At 44.5% G+C, this 24,927-nt stretch carries 25 protein-coding genes; 12 read left to right on the forward strand and 13 right to left on the reverse strand.

What is annotated here, in order from left to right:
• Positions 1-46 precede the first annotated feature (46 nt).
• Entirely contained in the window at positions 47-883 is an 837-nt protein-coding gene (locus NST45_RS14025; RefSeq protein WP_076101760.1) for a sulfurtransferase, read from the forward strand.
• 48 nt (positions 884-931) lie between these two features.
• Positions 932-1,375, forward strand: a complete 444-nt coding sequence (locus NST45_RS14030) for a DoxX family protein (RefSeq protein WP_235219534.1) — start codon at positions 932-934, stop codon at positions 1,373-1,375.
• A gap of 270 nt (positions 1,376-1,645) precedes the next feature.
• Here NST45_RS14030 and NST45_RS14035 read toward each other — a convergent pair whose 3' ends face one another.
• On the reverse strand, positions 1,646-2,338 hold the full coding sequence (locus NST45_RS14035; protein ID WP_076101758.1) for a Crp/Fnr family transcriptional regulator: 693 nt from the start codon (positions 2,336-2,338) through the stop codon (positions 1,646-1,648).
• 171 nt (positions 2,339-2,509) lie between these two features.
• Here NST45_RS14035 and NST45_RS14040 point away from each other — a divergent pair, with 171 nt between their 5' ends.
• From NST45_RS14040 to NST45_RS14050, 3 genes are read left to right on the forward strand one after another with little or no spacing between them, the layout of a single operon-like run.
• Positions 2,510-2,848: a cupin domain-containing protein gene (locus NST45_RS14040; RefSeq protein ID WP_036686432.1), complete on the forward strand. Its 339-nt coding sequence runs from the start codon at positions 2,510-2,512 to the stop codon at positions 2,846-2,848.
• Positions 2,849-2,864: 16 nt separating this feature from the next.
• Positions 2,865-3,212 carry a cupin domain-containing protein gene (locus NST45_RS14045; protein WP_038570575.1) on the forward strand — a complete coding sequence of 116 codons (348 nt, stop codon included), beginning with the start codon at positions 2,865-2,867 and terminating at the stop codon, positions 3,210-3,212.
• A 13-nt stretch (positions 3,213-3,225) separates the two neighbouring features.
• A complete protein-coding gene (locus NST45_RS14050; protein ID WP_076101757.1) occupies positions 3,226-3,981 on the forward strand; it encodes a class I SAM-dependent methyltransferase in 756 nt (251 codons plus the stop codon).
• 375 nt (positions 3,982-4,356) lie between these two features.
• Here NST45_RS14050 and NST45_RS14055 read toward each other — a convergent pair whose 3' ends face one another.
• Positions 4,357-4,824: a hypothetical protein gene (locus tag NST45_RS14055; RefSeq protein ID WP_076101755.1), complete on the reverse strand. Its 468-nt coding sequence runs from the start codon at positions 4,822-4,824 to the stop codon at positions 4,357-4,359.
• 84 nt (positions 4,825-4,908) lie between these two features.
• Between NST45_RS14055 and NST45_RS14060 the strand changes: the two genes are divergently transcribed.
• Complete coding sequence (locus NST45_RS14060) at positions 4,909-5,289, forward strand: hypothetical protein (protein WP_036686425.1); 381 nt, start codon at positions 4,909-4,911, stop codon at positions 5,287-5,289.
• A 30-nt stretch (positions 5,290-5,319) separates the two neighbouring features.
• Here NST45_RS14060 and NST45_RS14065 read toward each other — a convergent pair whose 3' ends face one another.
• The 3 genes from NST45_RS14065 to NST45_RS14075 all read right to left on the reverse strand — a co-directional run bounded on the left by NST45_RS14065 (position 5,320) and on the right by NST45_RS14075 (position 8,385).
• The gene (locus NST45_RS14065; RefSeq protein ID WP_076101754.1) at positions 5,320-5,778 is read right to left on the reverse strand and encodes a hypothetical protein; all 459 of its coding nucleotides are present in this window, start codon (positions 5,776-5,778) and stop codon (positions 5,320-5,322) included.
• Between the two features lie 208 nt (positions 5,779-5,986).
• The gene (locus NST45_RS14070) at positions 5,987-6,172 is read right to left on the reverse strand and encodes a hypothetical protein (RefSeq protein ID WP_038570562.1); all 186 of its coding nucleotides are present in this window, start codon (positions 6,170-6,172) and stop codon (positions 5,987-5,989) included.
• Between the two features lie 257 nt (positions 6,173-6,429).
• Positions 6,430-8,385, reverse strand: coding sequence for an AraC family transcriptional regulator (locus NST45_RS14075; RefSeq protein ID WP_076101752.1), 1,956 nt, complete (start codon positions 8,383-8,385; stop codon positions 6,430-6,432).
• Between the two features lie 375 nt (positions 8,386-8,760).
• On the opposite strand from NST45_RS14075, the gene NST45_RS14080 reads away from it, so the two are divergent.
• Positions 8,761-10,824 (forward strand): methyl-accepting chemotaxis protein, encoded by a 2,064-nt coding sequence (locus tag NST45_RS14080; protein ID WP_339825964.1) that lies wholly within the window; start codon positions 8,761-8,763, stop codon positions 10,822-10,824.
• A gap of 166 nt (positions 10,825-10,990) precedes the next feature.
• Here the strand turns inward: NST45_RS14080 and NST45_RS14085 are convergent, their stop codons facing one another.
• Both NST45_RS14085 and NST45_RS14090 read right to left on the reverse strand, forming a co-directional pair.
• On the reverse strand, positions 10,991-13,231 hold the full coding sequence (locus tag NST45_RS14085) for a M56 family metallopeptidase (RefSeq protein WP_036686416.1): 2,241 nt from the start codon (positions 13,229-13,231) through the stop codon (positions 10,991-10,993).
• A gap of 5 nt (positions 13,232-13,236) precedes the next feature.
• A complete protein-coding gene (locus NST45_RS14090) occupies positions 13,237-13,614 on the reverse strand; it encodes a BlaI/MecI/CopY family transcriptional regulator (RefSeq protein ID WP_036686415.1) in 378 nt (125 codons plus the stop codon).
• A gap of 202 nt (positions 13,615-13,816) precedes the next feature.
• Here NST45_RS14090 and NST45_RS14095 point away from each other — a divergent pair, with 202 nt between their 5' ends.
• From NST45_RS14095 to NST45_RS14115, 5 genes are all read left to right on the forward strand, one after another.
• A complete protein-coding gene (locus NST45_RS14095) occupies positions 13,817-15,307 on the forward strand; it encodes a 4-hydroxyphenylacetate 3-hydroxylase N-terminal domain-containing protein (RefSeq protein WP_051491459.1) in 1,491 nt (496 codons plus the stop codon).
• A gap of 212 nt (positions 15,308-15,519) precedes the next feature.
• On the forward strand, positions 15,520-16,179 hold the full coding sequence (locus NST45_RS14100) for a response regulator transcription factor (RefSeq protein ID WP_036686413.1): 660 nt from the start codon (positions 15,520-15,522) through the stop codon (positions 16,177-16,179).
• 73 nt (positions 16,180-16,252) lie between these two features.
• Complete coding sequence (locus tag NST45_RS14105) at positions 16,253-17,554, forward strand: HAMP domain-containing sensor histidine kinase (RefSeq protein WP_256715451.1); 1,302 nt, start codon at positions 16,253-16,255, stop codon at positions 17,552-17,554.
• A 60-nt stretch (positions 17,555-17,614) separates the two neighbouring features.
• A complete protein-coding gene (locus tag NST45_RS14110) occupies positions 17,615-18,421 on the forward strand; it encodes a hypothetical protein (RefSeq protein WP_076101748.1) in 807 nt (268 codons plus the stop codon).
• A gap of 80 nt (positions 18,422-18,501) precedes the next feature.
• Entirely contained in the window at positions 18,502-18,879 is a 378-nt protein-coding gene (locus NST45_RS14115) for a PilZ domain-containing protein (protein ID WP_036686410.1), read from the forward strand.
• A 134-nt stretch (positions 18,880-19,013) separates the two neighbouring features.
• Here the strand turns inward: NST45_RS14115 and mnhG are convergent, their stop codons facing one another.
• Genes mnhG through NST45_RS14145 form a run of 6 tightly spaced genes read right to left on the reverse strand, consistent with a single transcriptional unit; the run spans position 19,014 to position 24,832 of the window.
• Complete coding sequence (mnhG, locus tag NST45_RS14120) at positions 19,014-19,412, reverse strand: monovalent cation/H(+) antiporter subunit G (protein ID WP_036686408.1); 399 nt, start codon at positions 19,410-19,412, stop codon at positions 19,014-19,016.
• Positions 19,387-19,680, reverse strand: a complete 294-nt coding sequence (locus tag NST45_RS14125; RefSeq protein ID WP_036686407.1) for a Na(+)/H(+) antiporter subunit F1 — start codon at positions 19,678-19,680, stop codon at positions 19,387-19,389. Before NST45_RS14125 ends, mnhG begins: the two co-directional genes overlap by 26 nt.
• On the reverse strand, positions 19,680-20,153 hold the full coding sequence (locus NST45_RS14130) for a Na+/H+ antiporter subunit E (protein ID WP_076126047.1): 474 nt from the start codon (positions 20,151-20,153) through the stop codon (positions 19,680-19,682). The genes NST45_RS14125 and NST45_RS14130 overlap by 1 nt, the downstream gene beginning before the upstream one ends.
• Before the next feature lie 4 nt (positions 20,154-20,157).
• On the reverse strand, positions 20,158-21,636 hold the full coding sequence (locus NST45_RS14135; RefSeq protein ID WP_076101745.1) for a Na+/H+ antiporter subunit D: 1,479 nt from the start codon (positions 21,634-21,636) through the stop codon (positions 20,158-20,160).
• Positions 21,633-21,968, reverse strand: coding sequence for a Na(+)/H(+) antiporter subunit C (locus NST45_RS14140; RefSeq protein ID WP_036686402.1), 336 nt, complete (start codon positions 21,966-21,968; stop codon positions 21,633-21,635). Before NST45_RS14140 ends, NST45_RS14135 begins: the two co-directional genes overlap by 4 nt.
• Entirely contained in the window at positions 21,968-24,832 is a 2,865-nt protein-coding gene (locus tag NST45_RS14145; RefSeq protein WP_076104304.1) for a Na+/H+ antiporter subunit A, read from the reverse strand. The genes NST45_RS14140 and NST45_RS14145 overlap by 1 nt, the downstream gene beginning before the upstream one ends.
• Between the last annotated feature and the right edge of the window lie 95 nt (positions 24,833-24,927).

The following is a 24,927-nucleotide window of genomic DNA, read 5'->3' on the forward strand; positions in this document are numbered from 1 at the left end:
CGCTATAATGTCTCCATACATATTAAACAGGAAAGAAGGCTACTTTATGGAACCGATCGTTTCTACTCGATGGCTGCTTGCTCGGTTATACGAGCCTGAACTTGTTATAGTTGATTGCCGTTTTTTACTTACTGACCCGGAAGCTGGACGTAAAGCCTATACAGAAGATCATATTCCCGGCGCAGTTTATCTACATCTGGAAGAACAACTCTCCGCTCCTGTAAGCTCACACGGGGGACGCCACCCACTGCCAGAAATTTCAAAGCTAACTGCCGCACTTAGTAAGGTTGGTATTAACAGAGATAGTATTGTTGTTGCTTATGATGATCAAGGTGGTGCCTACGCTTCCCGTCTGTGGTGGATGCTTAAATATTTGGGGCATGAACGTGTGTTTGTAATGGATGAAGGCTACTCTGCTTGGAAAAAAGCATCCTTCCCCGTCAGTGATCATCAAGCGGTTCGGATTCCTAGCCAGTATGAAGCAGATGTTCAGAAGAAGATGCTTGCTAGCATGGAAGATGTGCAAAATGTAGTTAACGCCGGTGGCGCACTATTGATTGATTCCCGCGAGTCCCGTCGCTATGAAGGTTTGGAAGAACCGATTGATCCGAAGACAGGTCATATTCCCGGGGCGATCAATAAGTTCTGGAAGGATGTTCTCGATGAGCAAGGGCGCTGGAAGTCAACTGAGGTGCTGAAAGAGCATTATGAAGGAATTGATCCTGAGCAAGAGATTATTGTGTACTGCGGTTCAGGTGTAAGTGCCTGCCCTAATGTGCTCGCGCTAGGCAAAGCCGGGTACAAGAATGTTAAGCTGTATGCGGGAAGCTGGAGTGATTGGATTTCATATGAGGAGAATCCAGTGGCTACGGGAGAGGGTTAAGCGTTCGTTTTTATTTGTATATTTAAGAAAAGGAAAAGCCCGCAATCTTTGCGGGCTTTTTTAGCTTGCGCTATATACCGAAACGTTTACGGCAAGAAATCGATTTTCCGAAGGTCGGATACGTTTGCCTCTGCTTCGTCTTCTTCACCGTACAGCATCGTACATATCGTATTGGCGGCAGGCTTCGTATATTCGGGATGGATGAAAACCGTTCGTATTGAGTCGTCAAAAAAGACATGGGCCTGGGTAAATGATGTGCCGAAAAGACTAGTTGTTCTGATCGGAATCGCGGAGCTACTCGGAGCGCTGGGCCTTGTTTTGCCGTGGGCACTGAACATAGCTCCGTTGCTAACGCTGATCGCCGCGATCGCTTTGGCTGCGGTTGCACTGCTCGGGATGCTGTTTCATATTGGGCGAAAAGAGTACCGGGAGCTCGGCGTAAATATCTTTTTTGTAGTTCTGGCGTTGATCGTGGCAATTGGAAGACTATAAAGGAAGTTGTATGCGGGTAGTCGGAGTAATTGGATTTCATATGAGGAGAACCCGGTGGCTACTGGAGGAGAGTAACATACAAAAGCCCGCGTCCGACGCGGGCTCTTGTATTTATGAGTAACTCCGATAGATAGCTAAAATCAACAAATCAAAACTCAAGTCAACAGTTAACTAACTTCAACTACCTCTTTTATGCTGTTTAGATCGGTCAAATACTTTTCTAGTCCATTTTCTAGCTGCGTACTCTTTTCAAGGTTTGGAGGAATTATTCTATAAATCGCTGATCCGCAGCTGATTCTCCGCGTCCAACAGCTCAAATTGATTTCGATTAAACCGGATCAGCCCGTCCTGCGCCATCCGCTGCAGCTCTCTGGACAAGGCGCTGCGGTCAACAGTCAAATAATCAGCCAGGTCGCTGCGGGTAAATGGAATTTCAAAACAGGCGGAATTGTTTTTTTTGGTCTGGAGGGCTAAATAATGCAGAATACGGTCCCGCAGCGATTTGTGGGAGACCAGATCCAGCTTTTGATAGATGGACCGGTTGTTCTCAAGCAGCAGGGTCAGCATATTCTCAATGATCCGGCCCCTTAAATGGCAAGTGTCCTGGCCGGGCCGGACAATTTTATTTATTTTGACAAACAGAATCCGGCATTCCGAACCCGCCACCGCTTCATAGCCGCTGTGTTCTTGGACAAGGCGAAGCGCCGTTTCGCCAAAGATTTCCCCATCCCCGAGCTCCGAGAAAATAAATCTCATGCCTGAGATATTATCTTTGCACAGCAGAACATTGCCATGGATAATAATGCCCGCCGAATCCAGAATATCGTCTTTTCTAAAAATAACCTCCTTCCGCGCAAAATCCTTGATTGTGCCCTGCAAACAGCTCAGCGCTTGCTGCACCTCCCGCTCCGCGAACCCCTTAAACAAAATAGTGCTCTGTATCCTGCTCAGATATTTCTGCAATTTTCTCAGCCTCCTGTTGCCATGGCAACAGAGTCATGATAAATACTCTGCTACAATAAAATAAATGAGAATAATTCTCATTGGTCATTCTCATTATATCAAATTGCAGGAATCATTCAATCAAGCAATTTGGAAATAAACAAAATGCTGTACTTTGAACAGGGGGATCGTATGAGTGGAATTACAGCAGGCAAGGTATTTTTTTTAACAGATATGATCAGCGTTAAGCCACACCGTATTGCGAGCCGAGTGCTGGCATTGCCCGTATCTGCAGCCGAAACAGCGGCACAACCGGAATGGGTATTGTATGCCATGGATCAGGAGGAGACCATCAGTTCAGAGACCTCCCCCAAATCTAAAATCATCCATGTGCTGGAAGGCGAGCTTCATCTGCTGGTGGCGGAAGAGCCCTATCAATTGACAGCCGGCGCATCCGTTATCGTCCCAGCGGGCACTTGGCATGATTATTCCGCCCGCAGCAGCTGCAAATTTCTGCAAATCAGTATATAAAACGGAGGTAATCAAAATGGAAACAGGTTTATTCATTAAAAAACTGCCGCAATCCGCAGTCATTGATTTGAAGGACATCATCACAATAGAGGAACAGCAGGTTTCCAGTCTGACCCTTGTACAGCGGCCAAATCTGGCAATGACCCTTCTTTCGCTGGACAAAGGCTCGTCGATTGGGGGACATTCTTCCCCGGGAGATGCCATGGTCAACATTTTGTCCGGGCAAGCGGAAATTACAATTGGAGAAGACAAGTACACTGTTCATGCCGGGGAGACCCTCGTTATGCCGGCCAATATTCCGCATGCCCTACACGCAACAGTGGCGTTTCAGATGCTTCTGGTTGTAGTCAAGCCGGATAAGTAATGGGGTGAATGCGATGAAAAAGGAAGTAGGCCATAATTTTTTGGCGCGGCTGGGAAAAAAACGTTTGCGGCCCGGCGGCGTTGCAGCAACCAACTGGCTGATCCAGCAAGCCAATCTGAGTACGGACAACCAGGTATTGGAGGTAGCCTGCAATATGTGCACCACCTCCATTCAACTGGCCGGTAAATATCACTGTCAAATTACCGGTATTGATATGGACCCGCGGGCGCTGGAAAAAGCAAACCGAAATATCAAAAATGCCAACTTGGAAAACTATATCCGTGTCCGGCAAGGAAATGCACTGAAGCTACCTTTTGAGAATGAGAGCTTTGACGTTGTCATTAATGAAGCCATGCTCACGATGCTTAACCAGCCTGCGATGGAAAAGGCAGTCGCCGAATACTATCGGGTACTGAAACCTGGCGGCATTCTGCTTACCCATGATATTACCTTTGCCATGGAAAATATGGAAGAACGTCTGGCCGAGCTGCGCCGCACCATTCACATCAATGTCGAACCACTGTCTGTTGGGCATTGGGCGGGATTGTTCCACTCCGCAGGCTTTAAGCAAGTAGACAATGCTACCGGTCCCATGTCCTTGATGAGTATCAATGGACTCATTCGTGATGAAGGGGTTATCGGGGCGCTACGTATTGTGAAAAACGGGCTCAAGAAAGAGAACCGGGAACAGTTCAAAAAGATGTATACCTTTTTTAATACGACGGGTAAAGATCTGAATTATATTGCCGTTTGCAGCAGCAAACAATAGTTGTGCGCAGGCCTATCATGTCTTATGATAGGTTTTTATTTCCGCTGACGTTGAGAATGATTATCAATATAATTCATCGATATTACCGTCTAGAAGTCAAAATAACCGCTTGAAAGGAACTCACGATGAAAGCTAAATCTGTTTATGCCTTGTGTCTCAGTTTGCTGTGTTAAGTGCCTGTTCGCAACAAAAAAATGAAAGTTCGCCCAAATCCGCTGCTCCCTCCGAAATTCTGGAGCAGCTGCTGACGGCGCAGTAATTGCCTGAATGAAGCAGAACATTTTAAAATCAAGTATATAGAAAACGCGAGCCCGGGTAGCACTGCCCTGAACTCGCGCTTTTTTGCTAAGTTATTCGGTTATGTATTTCTATCGCCTATTTTGCCGGGTATCGCTTCAACTGCTGCTCAAACACGGTATTGTAGTAAAATTTTCGCGGATAGGTATCCTCCTTCAACAACTTGTAAAGTACGGATTGACCTTCTTCATAACGGACCGCAAATTCACATTCATCATAAAAACGCCGGGACAGCTCGCGGATCAAGTCTATCTCGGACGAACAGCGCCATCCGAAATAAATCATATCTAGCTGGTCCAGCGGATCACGGTAAGTGTCGAGGACAATACAAGCGTTTGGCTGCACTGGATTGCTGTAAACAAGCACATGTCCGTTGTGAACAGGGTTGGCAAAAAAATGTTCATAAATCTCCGCAACGGGTACTGTAATGCCCAATTGATCCATGATGATCTGAAAATTCGGGTGCGCAACGTAGGCATCATTCTGCTCATCCGGGTACTCCACCAATTCTGTAATGGATGCCATGACCCCAAATTCATACTTCATATGAACATCCTCCCTGTTGATTGCTTGAAAAATATCCCTATGCTTGCTATGATAACAAAATTATTGGGATGAGAGGCGATTATTATGAAAAAAAAGCTGCGTTCTATCACGCTCAGGGGACTGGAATACAGCTACATACTGGGCATGCGAATCCATGACAAACGGAGTCTGCTTGAATTAAAGGTTTATCATAAAAATGTAAAGCTCCATCCGCTACGCATCCAAATCCTAACATGGGATGATCCGATTGCCGGATGTCCGCTGAATACAGGCTATCTGCTGCAAAACCATAAAAAAGGGTTTGATGTTGTCTATAATCTAAACCATCCACAGCGTATCCGCGAATGGATCGAATATGGAACGGCTAAAGGCTGGGACGGCACCCGGACAATAGAGATCATATATGGATTGGATGCTATGCAGGAAATGGGCTACGATATTACTTCATTGCGCACTTCTATATAAATTCAGGCGTATGAAGTTAACGGTTGCGGATCAGTCAAAAACCTGTTCCAGTGCTTGCGGATTATAAGGACTGATAATTTTATATGCATTCAAGTGAGGATTACTTAAATCATTGTCATAGATGATCATATGCTGTCTGCTTTTTAAAATAATATCAAATCGTTGCTTGCGATCAGCCTGAACTATCGTAATATAATAGCTGAAATTTTTGTCAGAACTGACATTTCGGGCCGATTTCATTAATTGAACATGAGAGAAATCAGTAAAGATCCGCTCAATAACAGCAGGATCAGTAATAATGATGTCTTTCTTTTCACCGGGAACTGAAGACAATCGCGAGATTTCTAGAGAGGCGATTTCTTCCAATCGGATGGTATTGGCTACGATTCGTTTAAACGAAGTATAGCGGCTTGCTGTATAGGCCATCAAAGAGACACCTACCCCTGTCAGAAGCGCACCGACAAGCATGTATTTTCTATTTTTATCCATTTCCCATTCCTCCCAGTAATACGATTCTGTAAGCTACAATTATAAAACTATAAAGACATCGGTGCAAATCTGCTTATTTTAACTTCTACATAGCACACGAGCCAGGGGTCAGAAGGAAATACTTAAGTCAAGTCAGCCCCCAAGCTGTTTTGTTCCTAAACTAGCGCAGAAAAGCCACTCTATGGGTGGTACGATGGACGTCTTGCCCCTAATACTCTAGCTCGTCCAGCTTCGCTTCCAGTTCAGCCAGCTTACGATTCGCTTGATCCAATATTTCCTGAAGCTCTGCAGCTTCTGCTCGTTTTATTTCTTTTTTAACGGTTTCAATCTGCTGTTCCAAATAGAGAATATCGGCTTCATTTCCTGAGTTGTTCCAAATCTGTGAGTAAGTCATAGTCAGCCTCCGTTTATCTGTGTCCACGATTCAATCATAACCCGCATTCCACTTCTTCAGATTAATCGATGCTACTCTTAGCGTCTAGCTAATCAACAAAAATCAATGAGCCGATTACTTTCCTATATTCAACACCCTCTACTTTATAAGCAAAACAAAGAAGCAGCGAGTTACTTCACTGCTTCTTTGTTGAATCTTACTTCTCTCATTCAAAACGGTCATTAGACTTCACGTCAAGGGTTAACCTGAGATCTCATTTATTTAGCCAGCAGTTTAGGGAACTCATCCAGCAGCATGCTGCTGGTCAGCATATCGTCATAATTCCATTTGGTCTCCACAAAAGTAACTTTTCCGCTCTTTACAGCAGGGAGCGAGCTCCACAACGCAGTTTTCATTAAATCATTAAAGGAATTTTCCGCATCAGCATTGGCCGGATAAATGACAAACAAATGGTCACCAATAAGCATCTTATGCATTAGCTCAGGTGAGACCTCAATATAAGGCGCGCCTTCTGCCGGCTCAATTTCCTTCACTGCTTCTGACATTTTGTAGCCCTGCGGCTGATACAGCAGTGCAGGAATGCCACCAGTTTTCATCAAATACATTGTCTTGTTCCAATAATAAATCAGCACTACCGCTGTTTCTCCTTCGGCAAGTTTGCCTTCCTGACGCAATCCGCTCCACATATTCTCGGCCTTGCGATTATATTCGGACAACAGTTGCTCTGCTTCAGCCTTTTTACCCACTATCTCACCAATGACAGGCAGACGCTCAGACAAGGGTTTACTCTGGTCAAATACAACAGTAGGTGATATTTTGGACACTTCTTCATATTGTTTGTCCATCACATAACCTAGCATTGTTAAATCCGGTTCCAGATCCAAAACAAGTTCCAGATTTGTAGGAAATCCGATATCCTGTGCCGGGGTTGTCTCCTTGTCCAAATAGACTGATTCTTCAATAAACCGGCGGTCGACACCGACCGGCTGAATCCCGAGTGCCAGCAGGTCACCGATCGAATTACCCTGCAGCACAATCCGCTGTGGACGCTCTGGAATATCAACCTCATGCCCCTGACTGTCTTTATATACTCTTGTAGATTTTGAATTGGTGGCTGAGTCCGGTGGACTTGTCTCTGTTTGCACAGAGGATACCGGACTAGGGCCAGCATTCGCAGAATTAACAGGACTGTTCCCTGAAGAGCAAGCACTAAGCATTAAAACCAGACATAACAGCATCGCTGCTCCCATTGACATTTTTGTATTTCTAACCATCAGTAAATCCCCTTTTCCTCTATATTGATAATGATTATCATGATCATTAACAATATAACTTGGCTCAGCCCATCCTGCATTAGACAATCTTAGCCTGATTTTAGGACGATCTGATCCTTTGGCAGAGTCTTGGGCCAATGACTTAAAATTACCCGGAGTCACACCGGTTGTTTTCTTGAAAATACGGATGAAATAGGACAGGTCCGTGTACCCCACTCCGGCGGCAACCTCCTGCAATGATGCATCGGTATTTAGCAGCAGTTCCTGCGCCTTATCTATTCGCGTCCGAATAAGAAAATCAATCAGACTGGTACCCGTCTTGCTTTTGAACTGCTTCGCCACATAGGTCACACTATAATTAAGCTGCTCTGCAATAGAGGATAAGGTAATAGGCTGACTGTAATATTCCCGTATGTATCGAACGGCTTGCTCCACCAGATCCGGCTTGACGGGATAGACTCCATATGCCTGTCTCTGCCGCTCAACTTCGTAGACAAATTGATAAAGCATTGCTTTGATCTGAATCCGTTCAAGTGAACTTGAGTCCAGCCATTTTCGGTGCATCTCCTTTACTTGAGACAGTAAAACCACTGGAGCATCCGGAGCAAATTCATATTGTTTTTGAAAAGGACTGTTTCTTTCAAAAAGTCTACGTACACCTGATCCGGACGTTAGCGAAAGCGAAGCTTTATAGAAAATAAAATAAAACTCCATTTCCTCCCTGACCCAATCAATATCCAGTTGCCCTCCCTTTCCGCTGTGTAGGATATGAAAACGTTCTGCAGCATGTTTATTTCCATTGAGCCGAAAACCTGCGTTGCCGCGAACCATATATAAAAAACCTGCAGCCGGGAACCTATAGGAGGTCAGCTTGTCGCCGGCCTTAAACAACATATGGCGAATATCAACCAGCCGGATATGTGCATAATCCCAGAGCATCAAATTATCATCAGTATTTAAAATCTTTACTCGCCTCCTTCCTATCGGAAGTATAATTGATAATCATTATCAACCGCAAGAGCTGGAAGCAATATACAAACAAGAAGTCCGAAAAAAGCAGTTAAGCATCATCTAAAAAAATAACAATTCGCCTCTAATCGGTAACTTCAATGTGCCAAGTCAACAGACTAATTGTTAAGATCTCCCTCGCCCCCCACCATCTTGAAATCCCGCACCAGTCAAGGGTTTATCCTGTGCGTTATCCATTTTAATTTAATTTTTTTATTCTCAAAATTACTATTTCGAAAATCTCACTATCTTCCGATATGTTCTTATGAGCTATTTGCTCAGAGACAACTTGGGGGAGATGGTAGCATGTTAAAACAACTAAAAAAAAGGCGGTTCGGTTCATCAAGCATAGCAAATACTTTGTCCATTGTACTTTTAGTTATTATTGTTGTCGTCTTCTCAATCTTGGGAACCTTTATGTTTTCCAGCACTCGCAGCATACTTGTGAAACAACAAGAATCTATGCTTCAGACCAAAACACAGGCACTTGTCAGTCAATTTGATGCACTATTTAAGGAAAAGGGTTCACTGGTCAAGCAAATGTCAACGAATAACTTATTCAAACAATATATCGAAACCACCAAATCTCCAGAAATGGCCAAAACTTCTCCGCATGCCGCTGAAGTAGCAAAGACTCTAGCTGCCATTGTAAAGGTGGAACCCACTTTTGCAGATGCATGGATTGCTAGTACTGCCGGCAAAGGTTTTTATATCCTGAACAATGGTACGACATCAGATGCTGCTTTTAACATTAAAGAACGGCCGTATTATAAGCCAGCAATCGAAGCAGACGGCCTATACTACTCCGATCCTTATATTGACATCACTACAGGCGATATGCTGATGGGTATTTTTTATCCGATAAAAAATGACAACAATACATTAATCGGTTTTGTCGCGGTTGATATAGCGTCTAAAAATATCCCTGAGATAATGGAAAGCTATAAGCTAGGCAGCACTGGTTATTCCATTCTCGCCTCCAAAACAGGTGATATTCTGTATCACCCAGACCAGTCTAAGGTCACAAAGGAAAAGATTAATGAGCTGCCAGGTGATCTTGGGGGGATCGGCAAGAAAATGATCGCTGGTGAATCCGGCGTACATCTGATTAATGACAACGGAGAACGCCGTTACATCGGCTATGCTACAAGTAAAGATACCGGCTGGTCCGTAGGTTTAACTATTTCAGAGCGTGAAGTGCTCTCCGAATTAAAAAAGTTCACCTGGATAACGATTGGCGGGTTTGTGGCAGCGGCGATTCTGCTCGTTCTATTTTCGTATATCACACTCCGTTATCTGCTCAGATCCATACCGAAGCTGCTCACCAAAATCAAACGGGTGGAAAATGGGGATTTGACTGTTCAATTTGATGCCTATTCCAACAACGAAATTGGACAGATCTCCAACGGAATATTCAACATGGTCCAGAAAATTCAAGGGATGCTTCAAATAGTGGGTACCTCCGCTCAGGTATTAAACCAGTCCTCAAAAGATCTACAATCCATTTCTTCCCGTACAGCTATAACGATGAACGATACAGCAACGGCCATTAATGAGATTGCGAATGCGACCAACTACCAGTCGATTGAAACGGATACGATTTTGCAAAAAACCGGATCATTATCTGGTCAAATTGACGAAATCGCAAATGATGCCATAGCCATAGAGACGATGGTGCAGGCTTCTGCCGACCAGAGCGAACTGGGGTTAGGTGTATTGAATCAGTTATCGAAATGGGCAGAAGAAAATCACAACTCCACTCATTCGATATCGTCTGCCATTCATGATATTGATCAAAGCCGTCATGAAATTTCAAGTATCGTGGACACGGTACATCAAATCGCTACGCAAACCAATCTGCTGGCGCTAAATGCTTCCATTGAAGCAGCACGTGCGGGAGAACAGGGGCGCGGATTTGCCGTTGTTGCCGGAGAGGTTCGCAAGTTGGCGGAGCAGACCGCACAGGCCACACAGGAGATTGGCAGAAAGGTTCATGAAATCGAGGAAAAAACTAGAGCATCCGTGGAATACACAGCCCAAGGACTTGAAATTTCCGAAGAAAATGCAAAATCCGTGGAGGCTACGAAACAGGTATTCTTTAGCATCAACAGCGATTTGGAGGCTTTGAGATTACGTATGATTCAAATCAGCAGCAACACCTCCAAAGTCCATAAGCACAAAGATGAAATCCTACAGGCACTCGAAATCATTTCTTCAACTACAGAAGAGAATTCCGCTTCGACGGAAGAAGTTAGCGCAAGCACGCAGGAACAATTGGACAGCATTGAACAGGTTGCCGAGCTATCCCAGCAGCTCAACCAGTTGTCCAAAAAGCTTCAGGACGAATTAAACCAGTTCCAGGTCGAATAGCCCTCTAGTCATCCGTAAGTTACGCAGTCATGAGACTATCCTCCCTTCTAGAAAAATTAAGCAGCCAGTGCATGCCGATAATCCATCGGCGCGCACTGGCTGCTTTTAGTTTCAATTCGCTAGTAATGGTCTCTTCAATCGTACGGTACAGACCTATGATAATTAACTATTTATACGGGTCAGGAATTTCCTCCCACTGACCAGTAAAGATATCTACTTTAATCGTGAATTCCCTGCTTCCTTGCCTAACATCACTGAACAAATAACCATCCCCGATAAACCCTGAAATCCAGTCCGTACCTGTTGGCTTGAAACCCTCTGTATCAAAGATAGGTTGGAGTAACTTATACAGTTCCTTCTGGTATTCTGTACCGTTAGAGATATCCCACAGATCTATCGCTTCTCGGTTTACAAGACTTCTCAGTGGACTGCCAGAAGTTACGTCATGAACCGTTCCGGTAAGCGGATTAATTTTGTAGCTGTTGCCTTCCCCTTCGCCATTCAGTGGATCTATATCCACCCTATATTGATCTCCGTCTTTGCTAAAGGTCCAACCGCTTGCCGGAAGCTGTTTTTTCATCATGGACTTGATGTCCTGTTCACTGAGCGGTGGAGATATAAACGAACCATAGTACATCTGTGCGCTCTCAATGGTCAGATTCTTCCCGTAAACGGCAATAACTTCGAGCGGAAACTCAGACATAGAGGCTGCACCAGCCAAGTGGGCTATAATTTGGTCATCTATCAGCTCGTATGAAACTATTGAGCCAAATCCGACCTTCTCTCCCCAAGCTCCCTCAGTGTAATCATATACTTTGGTCAAATGCTTTCCGTCCAGTTCAGCAGATACATAGGTATGGTTATTTCGGTGTGTAATGGAGGATTTCAGCCTCTGATTCAACGTTTCGATCGGATCTTCGACCACAAGCTCTTCCAAGGTAACAGGCTGGAGCACATGAATCTCACTCATAGAAAGTCCGGTACCTGTGCCGGTCGTAATGCGTATGAAGATTTCTTTAGTCCCATCCCCGTTCACATCTGCTTCTTCAATCAATGGAGGCCGAGTTTCATCTTCCCCGGCATTCCACAAGAACGTACGGCTTACTTCACCACGCACATCTACCATGACTTTATGCAAAAGTGCATTCTCCCCAGTGGGATTAGCAGATACCGTGATTCCGTTTTTTTCCGCCAATAGAGTGCCTTTAACGCTGGAAGCCGTGCTCTCTTTATCCTGCGCTTCTGCCCGAAAAGTAGCAGGAGCGCTCTTTGCCGGGGCTGATGCAGAATTCAGCTTTGCCCCTGTCAGGGTACAGCCACTTAAGACCATAATTACAGCTAGGCCCAGCAGTGAGTTTTTTGCCGTAAATTTTTTGTGTCTGGTAATCATGATAATCCTTCTTTCCATTTCCTTTTTACTGCTCGAAATGCCAGCTGTACCTGCCAACCGGATCGGGTCGGGTAAGGTTTCTAACAATTTGAGAAGTGTCAGGGCATAACTTCTGTGGCACGCTGGTTCAAGATGCTTCAAGGCCAGAGCATCACAGGCAACCTCTTGATCCTCTTTCATTTGGCGTACGGCATACCACAACAGAGGATTAAACCAATGCATGGCCAGCAGCAGACCTGTCAGCAGATTTAGCAAAATATCACGGCGCTTCACATGCGCCAGCTCATGAAGGAATATATGACGGAGCCCGTTCGTCTCCAGAGTGTGTAAAGTAGAGGTGGGCAGCAGCAACTTGGGCCGTATAACGCCAAGTAGTGTCGGTACGGCAATCTGCTTCGTCTCGATCAGCTTGACTGGGCGCCGTACCTGCATCTCCTGCTGACAGGTTCGGAACAACCGTTGGATTTCTAAGGAATGAATCTCTGGTTCCCTTCGAACCCGTGCGGTAAATCGCAGTTGTGCTCGAACCGACAAGCCCAGTACCACCGCGGCTCCGCCAAGCCACGCCAAAACCAGTAAATGTAGAGGCTCCCACCCTGAATCGGTCGCCCTGGTAGAACTGTCTATTTGCGGATTGACTTGTGCCACATCATCCGATGCCGATGCTCCCGGCAAAGGTCCAGTTTCTGCAATTCCAGTAACTGACGCTGCTTCCTCTTCCTCTCCGGTCAACCCGGGCATATAAGTAAAGCCGATTTCCGACTGTACTGACGGAAAAATGGTACTCTGCGCCGCTTCTTTCTCCAGCGGCAACAGATTAAAAATACTAAATGTGCTTTCTGGTGCCCAAGGTATTGCCAGCCTCACGATCAGTGGTATCCACAGAAGATACGTCCAGGTAGGTTTTAGACGATCCTTGAACAGGAACCGGGTCAATAAGATCAGCAGAGCCAGCACGCTCGCCATGGCAGACAGCGACAATACCTTGACGAACAGATTGTATGCAGCTTCCAGCAAGCGGCTCAGTCCTTTCGTTCATCCAAAATTCTCTTCAATTCTTCAATATCTTCCCGGGACAACTTTTCATCCTGCAAAAAATTGACCAACATCGGGCGCAGAGTTCCACCGTAGATCCGCTTCAGAAAGGATCGTGTCTCCGATTGGACACATTCCTCTTCCCTCACCAGCGGATAATATGAATACACCCTACCTGTCTGGTTATAACCAATAGCCTGCTTCTCTGTCAGACGCTTAATCAACGTCCGTACCGTCTTTGGGTTCCAGTCCCTGCTGCCTTCTAGTGCTTCAACAATCTCACCTGCAGTGCGCGGGGCACTTGCCCACAGCACCTTCATCACTTCCCACTCGGCATCCGAAATCCTTGGAGTTTCCTTAGACATAATACTATCCACCATTCTTTCCTGGCATGACTACATTTGTAATCCAATATCCAAAATATACAAGTCAGCTTCGTTTATGTCAACCCCAAACTCCCTGTTCACACACGGTATATGGACAATGTACACGTAGATTCATGGTCACGTACATTAATAGCAATAATACGGCTTATTAGTCAAAGATGACTTCAATGAGGTGGAACCTATGCCTATAAAAACAGGTAATCAATACATCGAACGAATCGACCGGCAAAAGATCAATATCTGGTACAGAGGAACACGTATTGAAGGTCCTTTATCCAAACACCCTGCCTTTCAGGGTCTCATACAAACACAAGCTGAAATGTATAACATGCAGTGTGATGAACGTTATTTGGCGCAGATGACCTTTCCTTCACCTGATACTGGAGATCCTGTTGGTTTATCTTTTCTTCCACCCAAAAATGCTGAAGATTTAGAACGCCGGAGAAAAATGATTGAACTCTGGTCCAATAGACATCATGGATTTTTAGGACGCTCCCCCGATTATATGAATACAGCCATTATGTCTCTCTTCACAGCTGCTGATATCCTTGAGGACCTTAATCCGAAATATGCTGAGAACCTCAGAAAATACTATGCCTACTGTCGTGATTATGACATTACCTTATCCCATGCCTTCATCCAGCCTCAAGCCAGCAAAATATCCGGCCAGATTGATGCTACAGAGGATTCTATCGCTGCTAAAGTCGTAGAAATCAATGATGAGGGGATGATTGTTACCGGTGCTTTTATGATGGCAACACAGGGAGCTACCTGCGATGAAATGCTTGTATTCCCGACTCCCTCACCCTCACTTGTGGATGATGATAATCCCTTTGCGTTTGCCTTTGCGGTGCCTAATGATCTGCCTGGAATGACTTTTTTTTGCCGTGAAAGCTACGCTGCCTCATCTACTTACGACCATCCGTTAAGTTCAAGATATGAAGAAATGGATACCCTTGTTATCTTTGACCGTGTACTTATCCCTCATGATCGTATATTTTATTATGGCGATGAAATGTACTGTTCCCGATTATTCGGCGAGAGTAACTTTCATACGCATATGGCCCACCAAATTGTCACCCGCTATATTGCAAAAACCGAGTTTTTTCTTGGTATGCTAGAGTCTTTGGCTGAAGAACAAAACGCTGTCCTTGAATCCTACACGATTTTGCCTATTTCCAGAATATTAACCTATTTAGAAACTTTCAAAGCCTTAAGACTTGCAGCGGAAATAGGGGCTTCGCTCGACAAATTTGGATATCTCGTTCCAGACAAGGGACCACTATTGGCTTCAACCATTCACTTTTCAGAGTTTTATCCAGAAATGGTTGAAATGGTTCAAAACCTCAGTTCAAGCGGTCTCATCATGATCCCCTCTGAAGCCGACTTTACATCAAGCGCTGGTTTTTATCTTTATGAATATTTGAAGGGGAATGTCTCGGATGCATGGTATCGAAATGCCTTATTCCGGCTGGCGTGGGAACTAGGAGCGGGTGCATTCGGAGGTCGTCAAACCCAGTTCGAGCGGTTATTTTTCGGCAACTCCCAAACGGTGGCCTGGCGTATGTACAACAGCTATGATAATCACGAATATTTCCGTCAAATCGTTCACGATTTTATTGCCCCCGATACCCCCTTGCCTAAGTCAACAACGGATGGAATTTCCAATTAATAAAGAGTTGCAAAGGCTTATAATGATGTGTTTTAGGATTGATTAAGAGACTGCTTTCGTTCTCTTTCAGTCCTTTTTGAGCTCTATTCACAATCAAAATTATGAAGAACTAGATGCTTTTTCATACCTTCACTGGACAATTCTGTAATAAGTTGTTTATAGTTTATTAGCATTAGGAAGTGATTTGCTAGCTTAGGAGGGAACAATGAACTATGGGCCATATCATAGTCGTAGAAGATGAACGTGCAATCAGTGACTTAATTACTATGAATCTAAAATTAGTCGGACATACCTATAGCAAGGCTTATCGCGGGCTGGAGGTTATTGAACTGCTGGAACGTGAAAAGGCCGATTTAATTCTGCTCGATATAATGCTGCCCGAACTGGATGGTTTTGAGATCATGCAGCGGATTGCTCACTTACAAATTCCGGTGATTCTAATCACCGCTAAAGATTCACTGGCTGATCGCATCAAGGGCTTTGAGCTGGGCGCCGATGATTATATTATTAAACCTTTTGAAATCCTTGAATTGTTGGCAAGAATCAATGTGGTGTTACGCAGGAGTGAAAAAGGCACTTCCAATTTTCTTTGTGAAAACGTTGAGGTACGTTATCTTGAGAGGCTTGTCATGGTGGATCAACTACCCGTAGATTTAACCGCTAGGGAATTTGAGCTTCTTGAAGTCCTTATCCGCAACAGAAACATTGCTTTATCAAGGGAAAAGTTGCTGGAATTAGCTTGGGGCTATGATTTTGAAGGAGATACCCGTACCGTAGATGTACACATCAGGCAGCTGCGCAAAAAACTAGGCTGGGAAGAACGAATTAAAACCGTATTTAAGCTTGGTTACCGCTTGGAAGTTCAGGTCTAGTATGAGATTCTGGCATAAAATTCTGCTGTCAGTCCTCGCCTTCTTCATCGTCGCCCTAGATGTGAGTGTAATAATGATTATGAAAAAAAGCTGGCAGCTGAACATGGACAGCGAAATGCAGCGTGCTTCAAGCGAACAGCTATTAATTGCAAACAACATTTATGAAAATCTTGAATCGATTCAGACCCGTGGGGCCACACTTACCTCTACTTTAATCTCCAGCGTGGCTCAATCCTATGGTGAATTTTATCATAAGCAGGGAATCGGACTACAGCTCTGGGAGAATGACCAGCTGGTTTATCCGAATGCCGGAGTCCCATCCGTCTCAACGCCGGAATCACATTCTATTCAACTCTCTACTGAGCTCCCTGCTCCCTATCAAGCTTTGACGATCGTTTATCAACGTGATATCAGTGACCTGTATGCTAAGCAGCATGAGCTGAACCGTTTTTTTGTAATGATTAACTGGATTATCGGTCCAATTCTGCTCCTATTACTCTACTTGCTGATCCGGCAGTTGACCAAACCACTTAAACAGCTTTCAAAGACTACAAAAACGATCGCTGAAGGCAAATATACCGAGCGTGTGCAGTTGCGCAGTAAAGATGAATTTGGTGAGTTAGCCCTGAACTTTAACCGAATGGCAAACGCAGTGGAACAGCACGTGATCGAACTGTCTAATATGGCCGATGAAAAGCAGAGAATGGTCGATAACCTCGCCCACGAACTGCGCACACCTTTAACCAGTATGCAGGGATTTGCTGAATTTCTAACTTCCGCAAATATAGGCCAGGAAGAACAGCAGATGGCAGGTCAATATATCCTTAGTGAAACCTTACGCCTGAAGAATTTAGCCTTCAAACTGCTGGATTTGTCCGTCCTACGGCATCATCCTCTGACTCTGAAACAAGTAGACATATCAGATTTGTTCAAATCGGTTAAACAGATTGTGCAGCTTAAATTGGACGAAGCAGGCATCAAACTAGAAATGGATTATTCGATCCCTGCGGTTTGGGGTGATCATGATCTGCTAGCTTCCTTCTTGGTTAACCTTGTCGAAAATTCCATTCATGCATCTCCGCAAGGGAGCACCATCCGCTTGCTTGCCTATGCATTGCAAAATGAAGCCATATTGGAAGTATGTGATTCGGGATTTGGGATGACCCCGGAACAGAGCGCGCGTGTTTTTGAACCCTTTTATCGAGGTGAAAAATCGCGCACACGCGAATACGGGGGTGCGGGTCTTGGTTTATCTTTATGCAAGCAAATCGCAGATGCACATCAAGCCAGAATTTCACTGAATTCTACTTTAGGTCAAGGAACAAGTATCCGCATCTTTTTACAACTCCATAACATCTGTTCACCTACTCTATAACATCTATAGTTTAAGGTTAGGAAGATTCAGCATCATCCGAAGCAAATGGAGGTTATTCAAGTGAATAACAAAAAATTCCCCACTACTTTAGCTGTACTCCTGTTCTCGGGGAGTCTGCTAATCGTCAGTGCAGTCATTCAAAACACCACCCATTTAGCTTTAACCAGCACCAAAACCCCAGGGGTGAAGTTGGAAGCACCAACGCAGGTGTCCACAGTGAATGACGATCTACAACCGCAGATGAGTCCTAAAGAAATACCCATTAACAATTTCATAGACATGGCGGGTCATGAGACTTCTGAATCCAAACGGACCACTGTCACACCGCCTGCTGCAGGGAATTTGAGTCAGACTGATGCCGTTATTCTGGCTGCTTCAAGCGTTCGCAAATTATTCGATGTGGACATTGCCAAGCTGCAGATGCGGGTTATTCTGAGTGATACCCGAACCTCGCTGCCGTGGACATGGGCTGTACATTTCAGTCCATATAACGCCAAGACCCTAGAAGGGCAAGGTAAGGAATTCTGGGAATACGATGTACTAATTGATCCCATAAAGGGTATGGTAGTGAATACGACCGCGATTAATATTGCTCTGAAAAGAACACCAATTAGCGCTTCTGCTGCCAGCGCCATCTATAAAGATGCCCGTTGGATCAATGCGGCCACAACTTTCCTTACAGATAAACAAAAAGAAAGCCGGAAAATTGCTACAGCAACACTAATCAACACTGAAACCAATGATAAACGCGGCATGGTCGCTGTTCAGATGATGCTGGAAGATGGCAGCAGCTACACGGCAGAAATGCGTTATCCTGATCAAAGTCTGCGCTGCCTTACCTACGAGACTGCTCAAGTAGTGAAATAAATCAAAAATAGAATCAACTCTTCACTAATCCTACTTTTATGTCGATAATTTATATTACATGGAAAAGTATGGAGGAGCATATGAACACTAATCGCAGAACCGAACCTTTTCGATATACCCTTAAAGAACCTGTAACATTTGATCTTCATATTCTTACTATTAACGGCATCCAGGTTCCTTCCAAGCCTGTAAGGGCTGTATTGTTCGACATCAGTCGATCGGGTTGCCACTTATCGTTACCCCTCAATATCAACCCAGAAAATAACCTAGTACGCATTGGCATGGAAATGAATCTTACGGATGAATCTATGTACATAGAAGGAATATTGAAATGGAACAAAGAACAACAAGGCAGTTTCCACTACGGCATTCAGTTGGACATCCCTGAGAATGACGGTGAACGACTCCCAAGGGTACTTCGCATACTTGCTGGAGAAGGCAAAATATTAGTTCGTTAAGATAACAAAAAAAGAGTAGTTTTAATCTAAAAAAGCAACAACCCCGCGTTTTCATGCAGGGTTGTTGCTTTTTAGCTATTGCGATCCAAACTTATTGTTGTAATCCGAAATTACAGACTAACATTTCCTGAATTTTATTCTTGAGGCACATCCCGTTCAGGGGATGCTGCTACAGCTTTTTCTTTCTCCAGTACCTCTCTTAAATCATCCTGAATTCTGCGATTCCATAAGGGAACCCCTGAGCGATAAGCAGCTCTACCTGTCAAATGCGCAGATAAAGGTGAGGTCATAAATACAAAGACAATCCCCAGTAGCAGCTTAGCACTTATATGATCTAGAAAAAATGCAAAATATAGAAAGGCCCCGCTCAGAACACATAAAACACCAAGGGTTGCACTTTTAGCAGCGGCATGCGATCTCAGATAAACATCAGGCAGCCGAATCAGTCCATAAGCACTTACAGCACTAAGCAATGCCCCCATCAGAATTAACAAAGCAAACAGCAATTCACCGACTGTCTTGATCGTTTCCATGTTCTAGCACCACTCCCCTTTCGATGTATCTGGCAAATGCCGTCGTGCCGATAAAGGAAAGAATGCCTATTAACAAAATAATTTCGATAAAAGCCTGCGTTCGGAGTAAAACAGAAAGAACGGCTACCATGGCTAACAGATTAATTCCAATCGTATCCAATGCTGCTACCCGGTCAGGCAAAGAAGGTCCCTTCAACAAACGCCAGGCACATACACCAATCGCCAGCGCCATAATCGTAAGCGAGAGCATAAGAATAAAATGGATCATTAACGGGTCACCTCCAATATCGCGCGCTCAAAGGTGTCACGGATATTCGCTCTGAACTGTGCCGGATCCTCAACATCCATGGCATGAATATACAAAGTCCGGTTATCATCCGATACTTCAAGTACCACAGATCCGGGAGTAAGGCAGAGCAATGTGATCAAAGTAGCCACTTCCCAATCCGATTTCAGCTCTGTAGTATATTTCAAGATTGCTGGACGTATATTAAGCTCCGGTCTCAGAACGGCTTTTACCACTACATAACTTGAAACGACCAGTTCCCGCAGCAGCAAAAGGATTAGCTTAATAATTGCCCACACTTTTCCTAGATATAATCTGGGCCAAAAACGTCGCATTCCGAGCAGAATGAGGATACCGATCAAGAAACCAATGACGAAACGTGGCCCAGTCCAGTCATTGTGCAGGAACATCCACAGGAATGCTATCATGAAATTCAATAATAGTTGAAAAGCCATAGTATCACTCCTTCATGACAGCGTTAATGTATAGTGCTGGATCAGCCAGTACGGCTCCGGCTTGACTCACAAAACCGTTTACCGTCTCCGCACCTACACCCATCAGAATTACAATCACGAACAGAACAGCCGCCGGTGCCATCATGGCTTTATAATGAAGCGGTTTGACTTGTTCTTCCCTTTTCTCGCCACCCCAGAATACTTGCTGGAATACCTTGATCAAGGAATATAACACTACAAAGCTGGATGCAAGTGCAATCAGCGCCAGAGCCACGTGATTCTCTCCAAACCCACTACGCACCATCATCACTTTTCCAGCGAAACCACTAAGGGGTGGAACACCAACCAATGCCAAAGTCAGTACAAAAAACATCCAGCCGGTCCACGGATAACGTCGGATCAAACCACCCATTTCTTTTAATCGGTCGGTGCCCGAAGCTGAGATAATCATCCCACCCAGGAAAAATAATAATGCTTTGGCAACCATGTCATGCATTAAATAAAACACTACACCATTTAACGAATCCTGAGTCGCGACAGAGATCCCAAAAGCAATAAATCCTACACTGATGATGATATTATAATTAAATATTCGGCCCAGATCGTTGTAAGCCAATGCCCCGATTGCCCCAAGTATCATTGTCGCCCCCGCCATCCAGGCAATCAATGTATGGGTGAGTCCCGGTTCTTGAATAAAAATCAAAGTAAAGGTACGTGTAATTGCATACAATCCGACCTTGGTTAACAAAGCCCCAAACAGGGCTCTAACAGCCAATGGCGGTGCACTATAGGAATCGGGAAGCCAGAAAAAGAGCAGCAAACCTGCCTTAATCGAAAATACAATTAGCAGCAGGACCGCAATGACGTTCATTACACCGCCTTGTCCCGCCTCTGCTACACGCATAGATAAATGCGCCATATTCAGTGTGCCTGTCGCAGCATATAAATAAGCAATCGTCGCCACAAACAAGGAAGAGGAAATCACATTAATTAATACATACTTTAATGTCTCTCGCAGTTGACCCTTGGACCCACCAAGTACGATCAAAGCGTAAGAAGCAACTAACAGCACCTCAAAGCAGACAAACAAGTTAAACAGGTCCCCGGTGAGGAAAGAGCCAAAAACCCCGGTTAATAAAAAATGGAAAAACGGGTAGTAATAAAACCGTTCTCTGTCTTCCCCAATGCTAGCGAAGGAAAAAAACAGACAAGCTGCACCAACAATGGCCGCTGTCAACACGAGCAATGCCGAAAACATATCGGCAACAAACACAATGCCATAAGGTGGACGCCATCCCCCCATATATAAGGTCTGGATACCGTTTGTATTTACCTGATACACAATGAATCCTGCAACAAAGATATTTAAAAACACACTGACGGCACTTATGATTCGTTGCAGACGTACTCGTTCTTTCAGAAAAATGAGTATAACTGCCGTAATGGCCGGAATCAGCAGAGGCAGCACTAACAAGTTGTTCATCGTCTCTCCTCCTTGGTTCCTTCCACATCATCGGTACCCGTCGAGCGGTAAGTCCGGTATGCCAAAACAATAAAAAATGCTGTTACTCCAAAGCTAATTACAATAGAGGTCAAAATGAGCGCCTGCGGCAAAGGATCGACATAAGCTTCCGCTTCCTCACCCAGCAATGGTGCAGCACCTGTCTTGAGGCCAGACATTGTCAGTAACAACAAATGAACGCCGTGCGTTATTAAAGTGGTTCCCAGAAGGATACGCAGCAAGCTTTTGGAAAGAACTAGATAAACACCTACGGAAAACAGTACACCGATCGCCAGGGCAATAATAAGCTCCATTAGCTATCCCTCCCGATCGTAAATATGATATTCATAGTGACACCAATAACAGCTAAGAAAACACCGAGATCAAAGAACATTGCTGTGGTCAGTTCTGTTTTGCCCATAAGTGGCAGTTGGAAATAGCCAAACGCTTGGCTCAGAAAAGGTACATCGAATAAAAACGAACCTATTCCTGTAAGAAAAGCTACAGATACCCCTATCGCGATTAACTTACGATAGTCGATAGGCAATACCTTCTCAACCATATCAATCCCAAAAGTAATGGCGAGTAGTACCAATGCGGCTGATGCCATCAATGCTCCAATAAATCCGCCTCCCGGATTATTATGTCCGGCGAAAAACAGATAAAGCGAAAATATTAGTATCATAACGAAGGCTACTTTAGCTACCGCTTGTAGTAACACATCATCACTTACAGAAGAACGTGGTTTATTATCCTTCACAGCCCGCTTCAGTGGGGCAATAGTTCCATCCGTATCCAGCTGCAGTTTGATCATGGAATAAATAGCAAGTGAGGCAAGGCCAAGCACTGTAATTTCAAACATGGTATCAAAACCGCGGAAATCAACGAGCAGAACATTAACAATATTTTTACCGCCACCCAAGGTATAGCTATTCTCCACATAATATTTCGAGATGGATTCGAACGGACTACTGCCTAAAGCAGCAAGTGCAACCAATGTCATGGTTATTCCCATCCCGATGGAAATAATTAGCTTAGGCAAGCGGGACCGAAGTTTGAACGGTTCTTTCTCCAGCTTAGGCAAATGCCGAAAACATAGCAGGAACAATGTAACGGATACTACTTCGACAATCATCTGCGTAAGCGCCAGATCAGGTGCCCGGAACAGAACAAAGAGTAAAGTAACCATATAACCAACCATTCCTGTTAACAAAATGGCTGTGATTCTGGAACGTACAAATGGGATAGCCAAAGCGCCCACAAGCATAACCATAACAACAATAACTTCAAACAACGAAAACGGAGCATATTCAGTTGTCCCAAGCGTAATTCCATCGGTATACCACACGGCTCCACCAATGGCTACGATTAGGAAAGCGAAGATATACATCAAGTAATGGCGCATGGAACCTGTCATATAGGTGCCAGTCAACGCCCTAGACGATTTCTCGACCAGCCGGATTACTCCGTCATAGACTTGATTTAAAGTGTAGCCACTGCCCCATTCTTTATCGACCAGACTCCAGCGGCCATAGATTCGGTATACAATAATACCAAGAATCACAACACCAAGTGTCATCCATATTTCTGGTGTAAAGCCGTGCCAGAAATGAATATTCACAACAAAGGGTTCTCCGGTCTGCAAGATTGGGTGAATAGCATTCATTGCAGGGATAATAAGTGTATTGGATAATATATTCGGGAAAAAACCGATAAATATAGACAGCACTGCTAGCAGGCACGGGGCAAGCAGAAGTCCAAATGGGGCTTCATGCGGTTTTTTGTCCAGCTTCTCAGGCTGATATTTTCCGAAAAAGGTGTGAAAAACCAAAATCATACTGTATGCAAAAGTAAACACGCTGGCAATCCAGGCCAAAACCGGGAAGAGCGTAAACAACGAGGGAACAGACAATATATCCAGGTTTCGGATATTCAGAACAGCTGTAAAAAACATTTCTTTACTTAAAAACCCGGAAAATGGCGGCAAACCAGCCATCGAGAAACTGCCGATCATCGCTACCGTAAAGGTAACCGGCATAATGGAAATCAGTCCGCCCAGCTTTCGCAGGTCGCGGGTACCCGTCTCATGGTCAACTATACCGACCATCATAAACAAAGAGCCTTTAAAGATGGCATGGTTAATAAGGTGAAAGATAGCCGCTGTTGTTGCAGCAGTGTAAATGACTGAATCTCCCCCTACATAAAATGCCGCTGCCGATCCCATTCCCAGCAATCCCATAATCAGTCCAAGTTGACTAATCGTTGAATAGGCTAATAGAGCCTTCAGGTCCGTCTGCTTCATCGCCTGGATAGAGCCATAAATCAAGGTGATCAAACCGACGCCTGACACAACCCAGAACCACTCATATTGCCCCGCAAAAACAGGGCTGAAACGGGCGACAAGATACAATCCAGCTTTAACCATCGTTGCCGAGTGAAGATAGGCGCTAACGGGTGTAGGTGCCTCCATGGCATCTGGCAGCCAGATATGAAACGGGAACTGCGCTGATTTGGTGAAGGCGCCTAAAAGAATTAGTAGCATCGCCGGAATAAATAAAGCATGCCCGCTAATATCGCCAACCTCACTCCAAATTTCCCGGATACTAAAGGTGCCTGTCATTACATAAAGCATTAAAAAGCCGGCAAACATCGCTAAACCACCAAATACGGTAATCAACATAGATTTGAGAGCACCATACCGCGATTTTTGCCGCCGATGCCAAAAGGCAATTAACAGAAATGACGAAACACTTGTTAATTCCCAAAAGCCGTATAACACCATCAAGTTATCCGAGAGCACAACGCCAAGCATCGCCCCCATAAACAACATTAGATAAATATAAAAAGGGGTTAACGCTTCTTTTCGCCGGTCAAGATAATAAATTGAATAGATAATTACAAGACTACCCATCCCAGTGATTAGCAAAGCAAACAACAAACTTAATCCATCCAGATGGAAAACCAAATCAATTCCTAGTGAAGGAATCCATGAAATGGTTTCATATCCCAAATCTCCACCCTTAATAACGGGAATCCGGGTTAAGAAATAAACAAACAAAACGAGTGAACCAGGGAAAACAAGCCATCCTCTATGAAGGTTGGGTGCTCTCTTGGACAAAAGTGCGATTACTAAGGCCATTAGAAACGGAACAAGTATGATTACATGCAGCAAAGGCAGTCCTCCTTTTCCACTTGAGCTTATCAAGTTGTGAACTTTAGTACTTACTTTTTCACCAAAAGCCAAAGATCATATGATTGGTAGGGCCTTATATA

The organism is Paenibacillus sp. FSL R7-0163 (assembly GCF_037969975.1).
Taxonomy (GTDB): domain Bacteria; phylum Bacillota; class Bacilli; order Paenibacillales; family Paenibacillaceae; genus Paenibacillus_AQ; species Paenibacillus_AQ odorifer.

Bases quoted from the DNA above. Each gene is read 5' to 3' on its own strand.
- NST45_RS14055 (WP_076101755.1), bottom strand. From the start codon at position 4,824: ATGAAGTATGAATTTGGGGTCATGGCATCCATTACAGAATTGGTGGAG.
- NST45_RS14050 (WP_076101757.1), top strand. From the start codon at position 3,226: ATGAAAAAGGAAGTAGGCCATAATTTTTTGGCGCGGCTGGGAAAAAAA.
- NST45_RS14130 (WP_076126047.1), bottom strand. From the start codon at position 20,153: ATGGCTTTTCAACTATTATTGAATTTCATGATAGCATTCCTGTGGATG.
- NST45_RS14115 (WP_036686410.1), top strand. From the start codon at position 18,502: ATGAACACTAATCGCAGAACCGAACCTTTTCGATATACCCTTAAAGAA.
- NST45_RS14140 (WP_036686402.1), bottom strand. From the start codon at position 21,968: ATGGAGCTTATTATTGCCCTGGCGATCGGTGTACTGTTTTCCGTAGGT.
- NST45_RS14125 (WP_036686407.1), bottom strand. From the start codon at position 19,680: ATGATCCATTTTATTCTTATGCTCTCGCTTACGATTATGGCGCTGGCG.
- NST45_RS14080 (WP_339825964.1), top strand. From the start codon at position 8,761: ATGTTAAAACAACTAAAAAAAAGGCGGTTCGGTTCATCAAGCATAGCA.
- NST45_RS14025 (WP_076101760.1), top strand. From the start codon at position 47: ATGGAACCGATCGTTTCTACTCGATGGCTGCTTGCTCGGTTATACGAG.
- NST45_RS14065 (WP_076101754.1), bottom strand. From the start codon at position 5,778: ATGGATAAAAATAGAAAATACATGCTTGTCGGTGCGCTTCTGACAGGG.
- NST45_RS14105 (WP_256715451.1), top strand. From the start codon at position 16,253: ATGATTATGAAAAAAAGCTGGCAGCTGAACATGGACAGCGAAATGCAG.
- NST45_RS14135 (WP_076101745.1), bottom strand. From the start codon at position 21,636: ATGAACAACTTGTTAGTGCTGCCTCTGCTGATTCCGGCCATTACGGCA.
- NST45_RS14095 (WP_051491459.1), top strand. From the start codon at position 13,817: ATGCCTATAAAAACAGGTAATCAATACATCGAACGAATCGACCGGCAA.
- mnhG (WP_036686408.1), bottom strand. From the start codon at position 19,412: ATGGAAACGATCAAGACAGTCGGTGAATTGCTGTTTGCTTTGTTAATT.
- NST45_RS14070 (WP_038570562.1), bottom strand. From the start codon at position 6,172: ATGACTTACTCACAGATTTGGAACAACTCAGGAAATGAAGCCGATATT.
- NST45_RS14045 (WP_038570575.1), top strand. From the start codon at position 2,865: ATGGAAACAGGTTTATTCATTAAAAAACTGCCGCAATCCGCAGTCATT.
- NST45_RS14090 (WP_036686415.1), bottom strand. From the start codon at position 13,614: ATGTCTAAGGAAACTCCAAGGATTTCGGATGCCGAGTGGGAAGTGATG.
- NST45_RS14060 (WP_036686425.1), top strand. From the start codon at position 4,909: ATGAAAAAAAAGCTGCGTTCTATCACGCTCAGGGGACTGGAATACAGC.
- NST45_RS14100 (WP_036686413.1), top strand. From the start codon at position 15,520: ATGGGCCATATCATAGTCGTAGAAGATGAACGTGCAATCAGTGACTTA.
- NST45_RS14075 (WP_076101752.1), bottom strand. From the start codon at position 8,385: ATGCTCTGGGATTATGCACATATCCGGCTGGTTGATATTCGCCATATG.
- NST45_RS14040 (WP_036686432.1), top strand. From the start codon at position 2,510: ATGAGTGGAATTACAGCAGGCAAGGTATTTTTTTTAACAGATATGATC.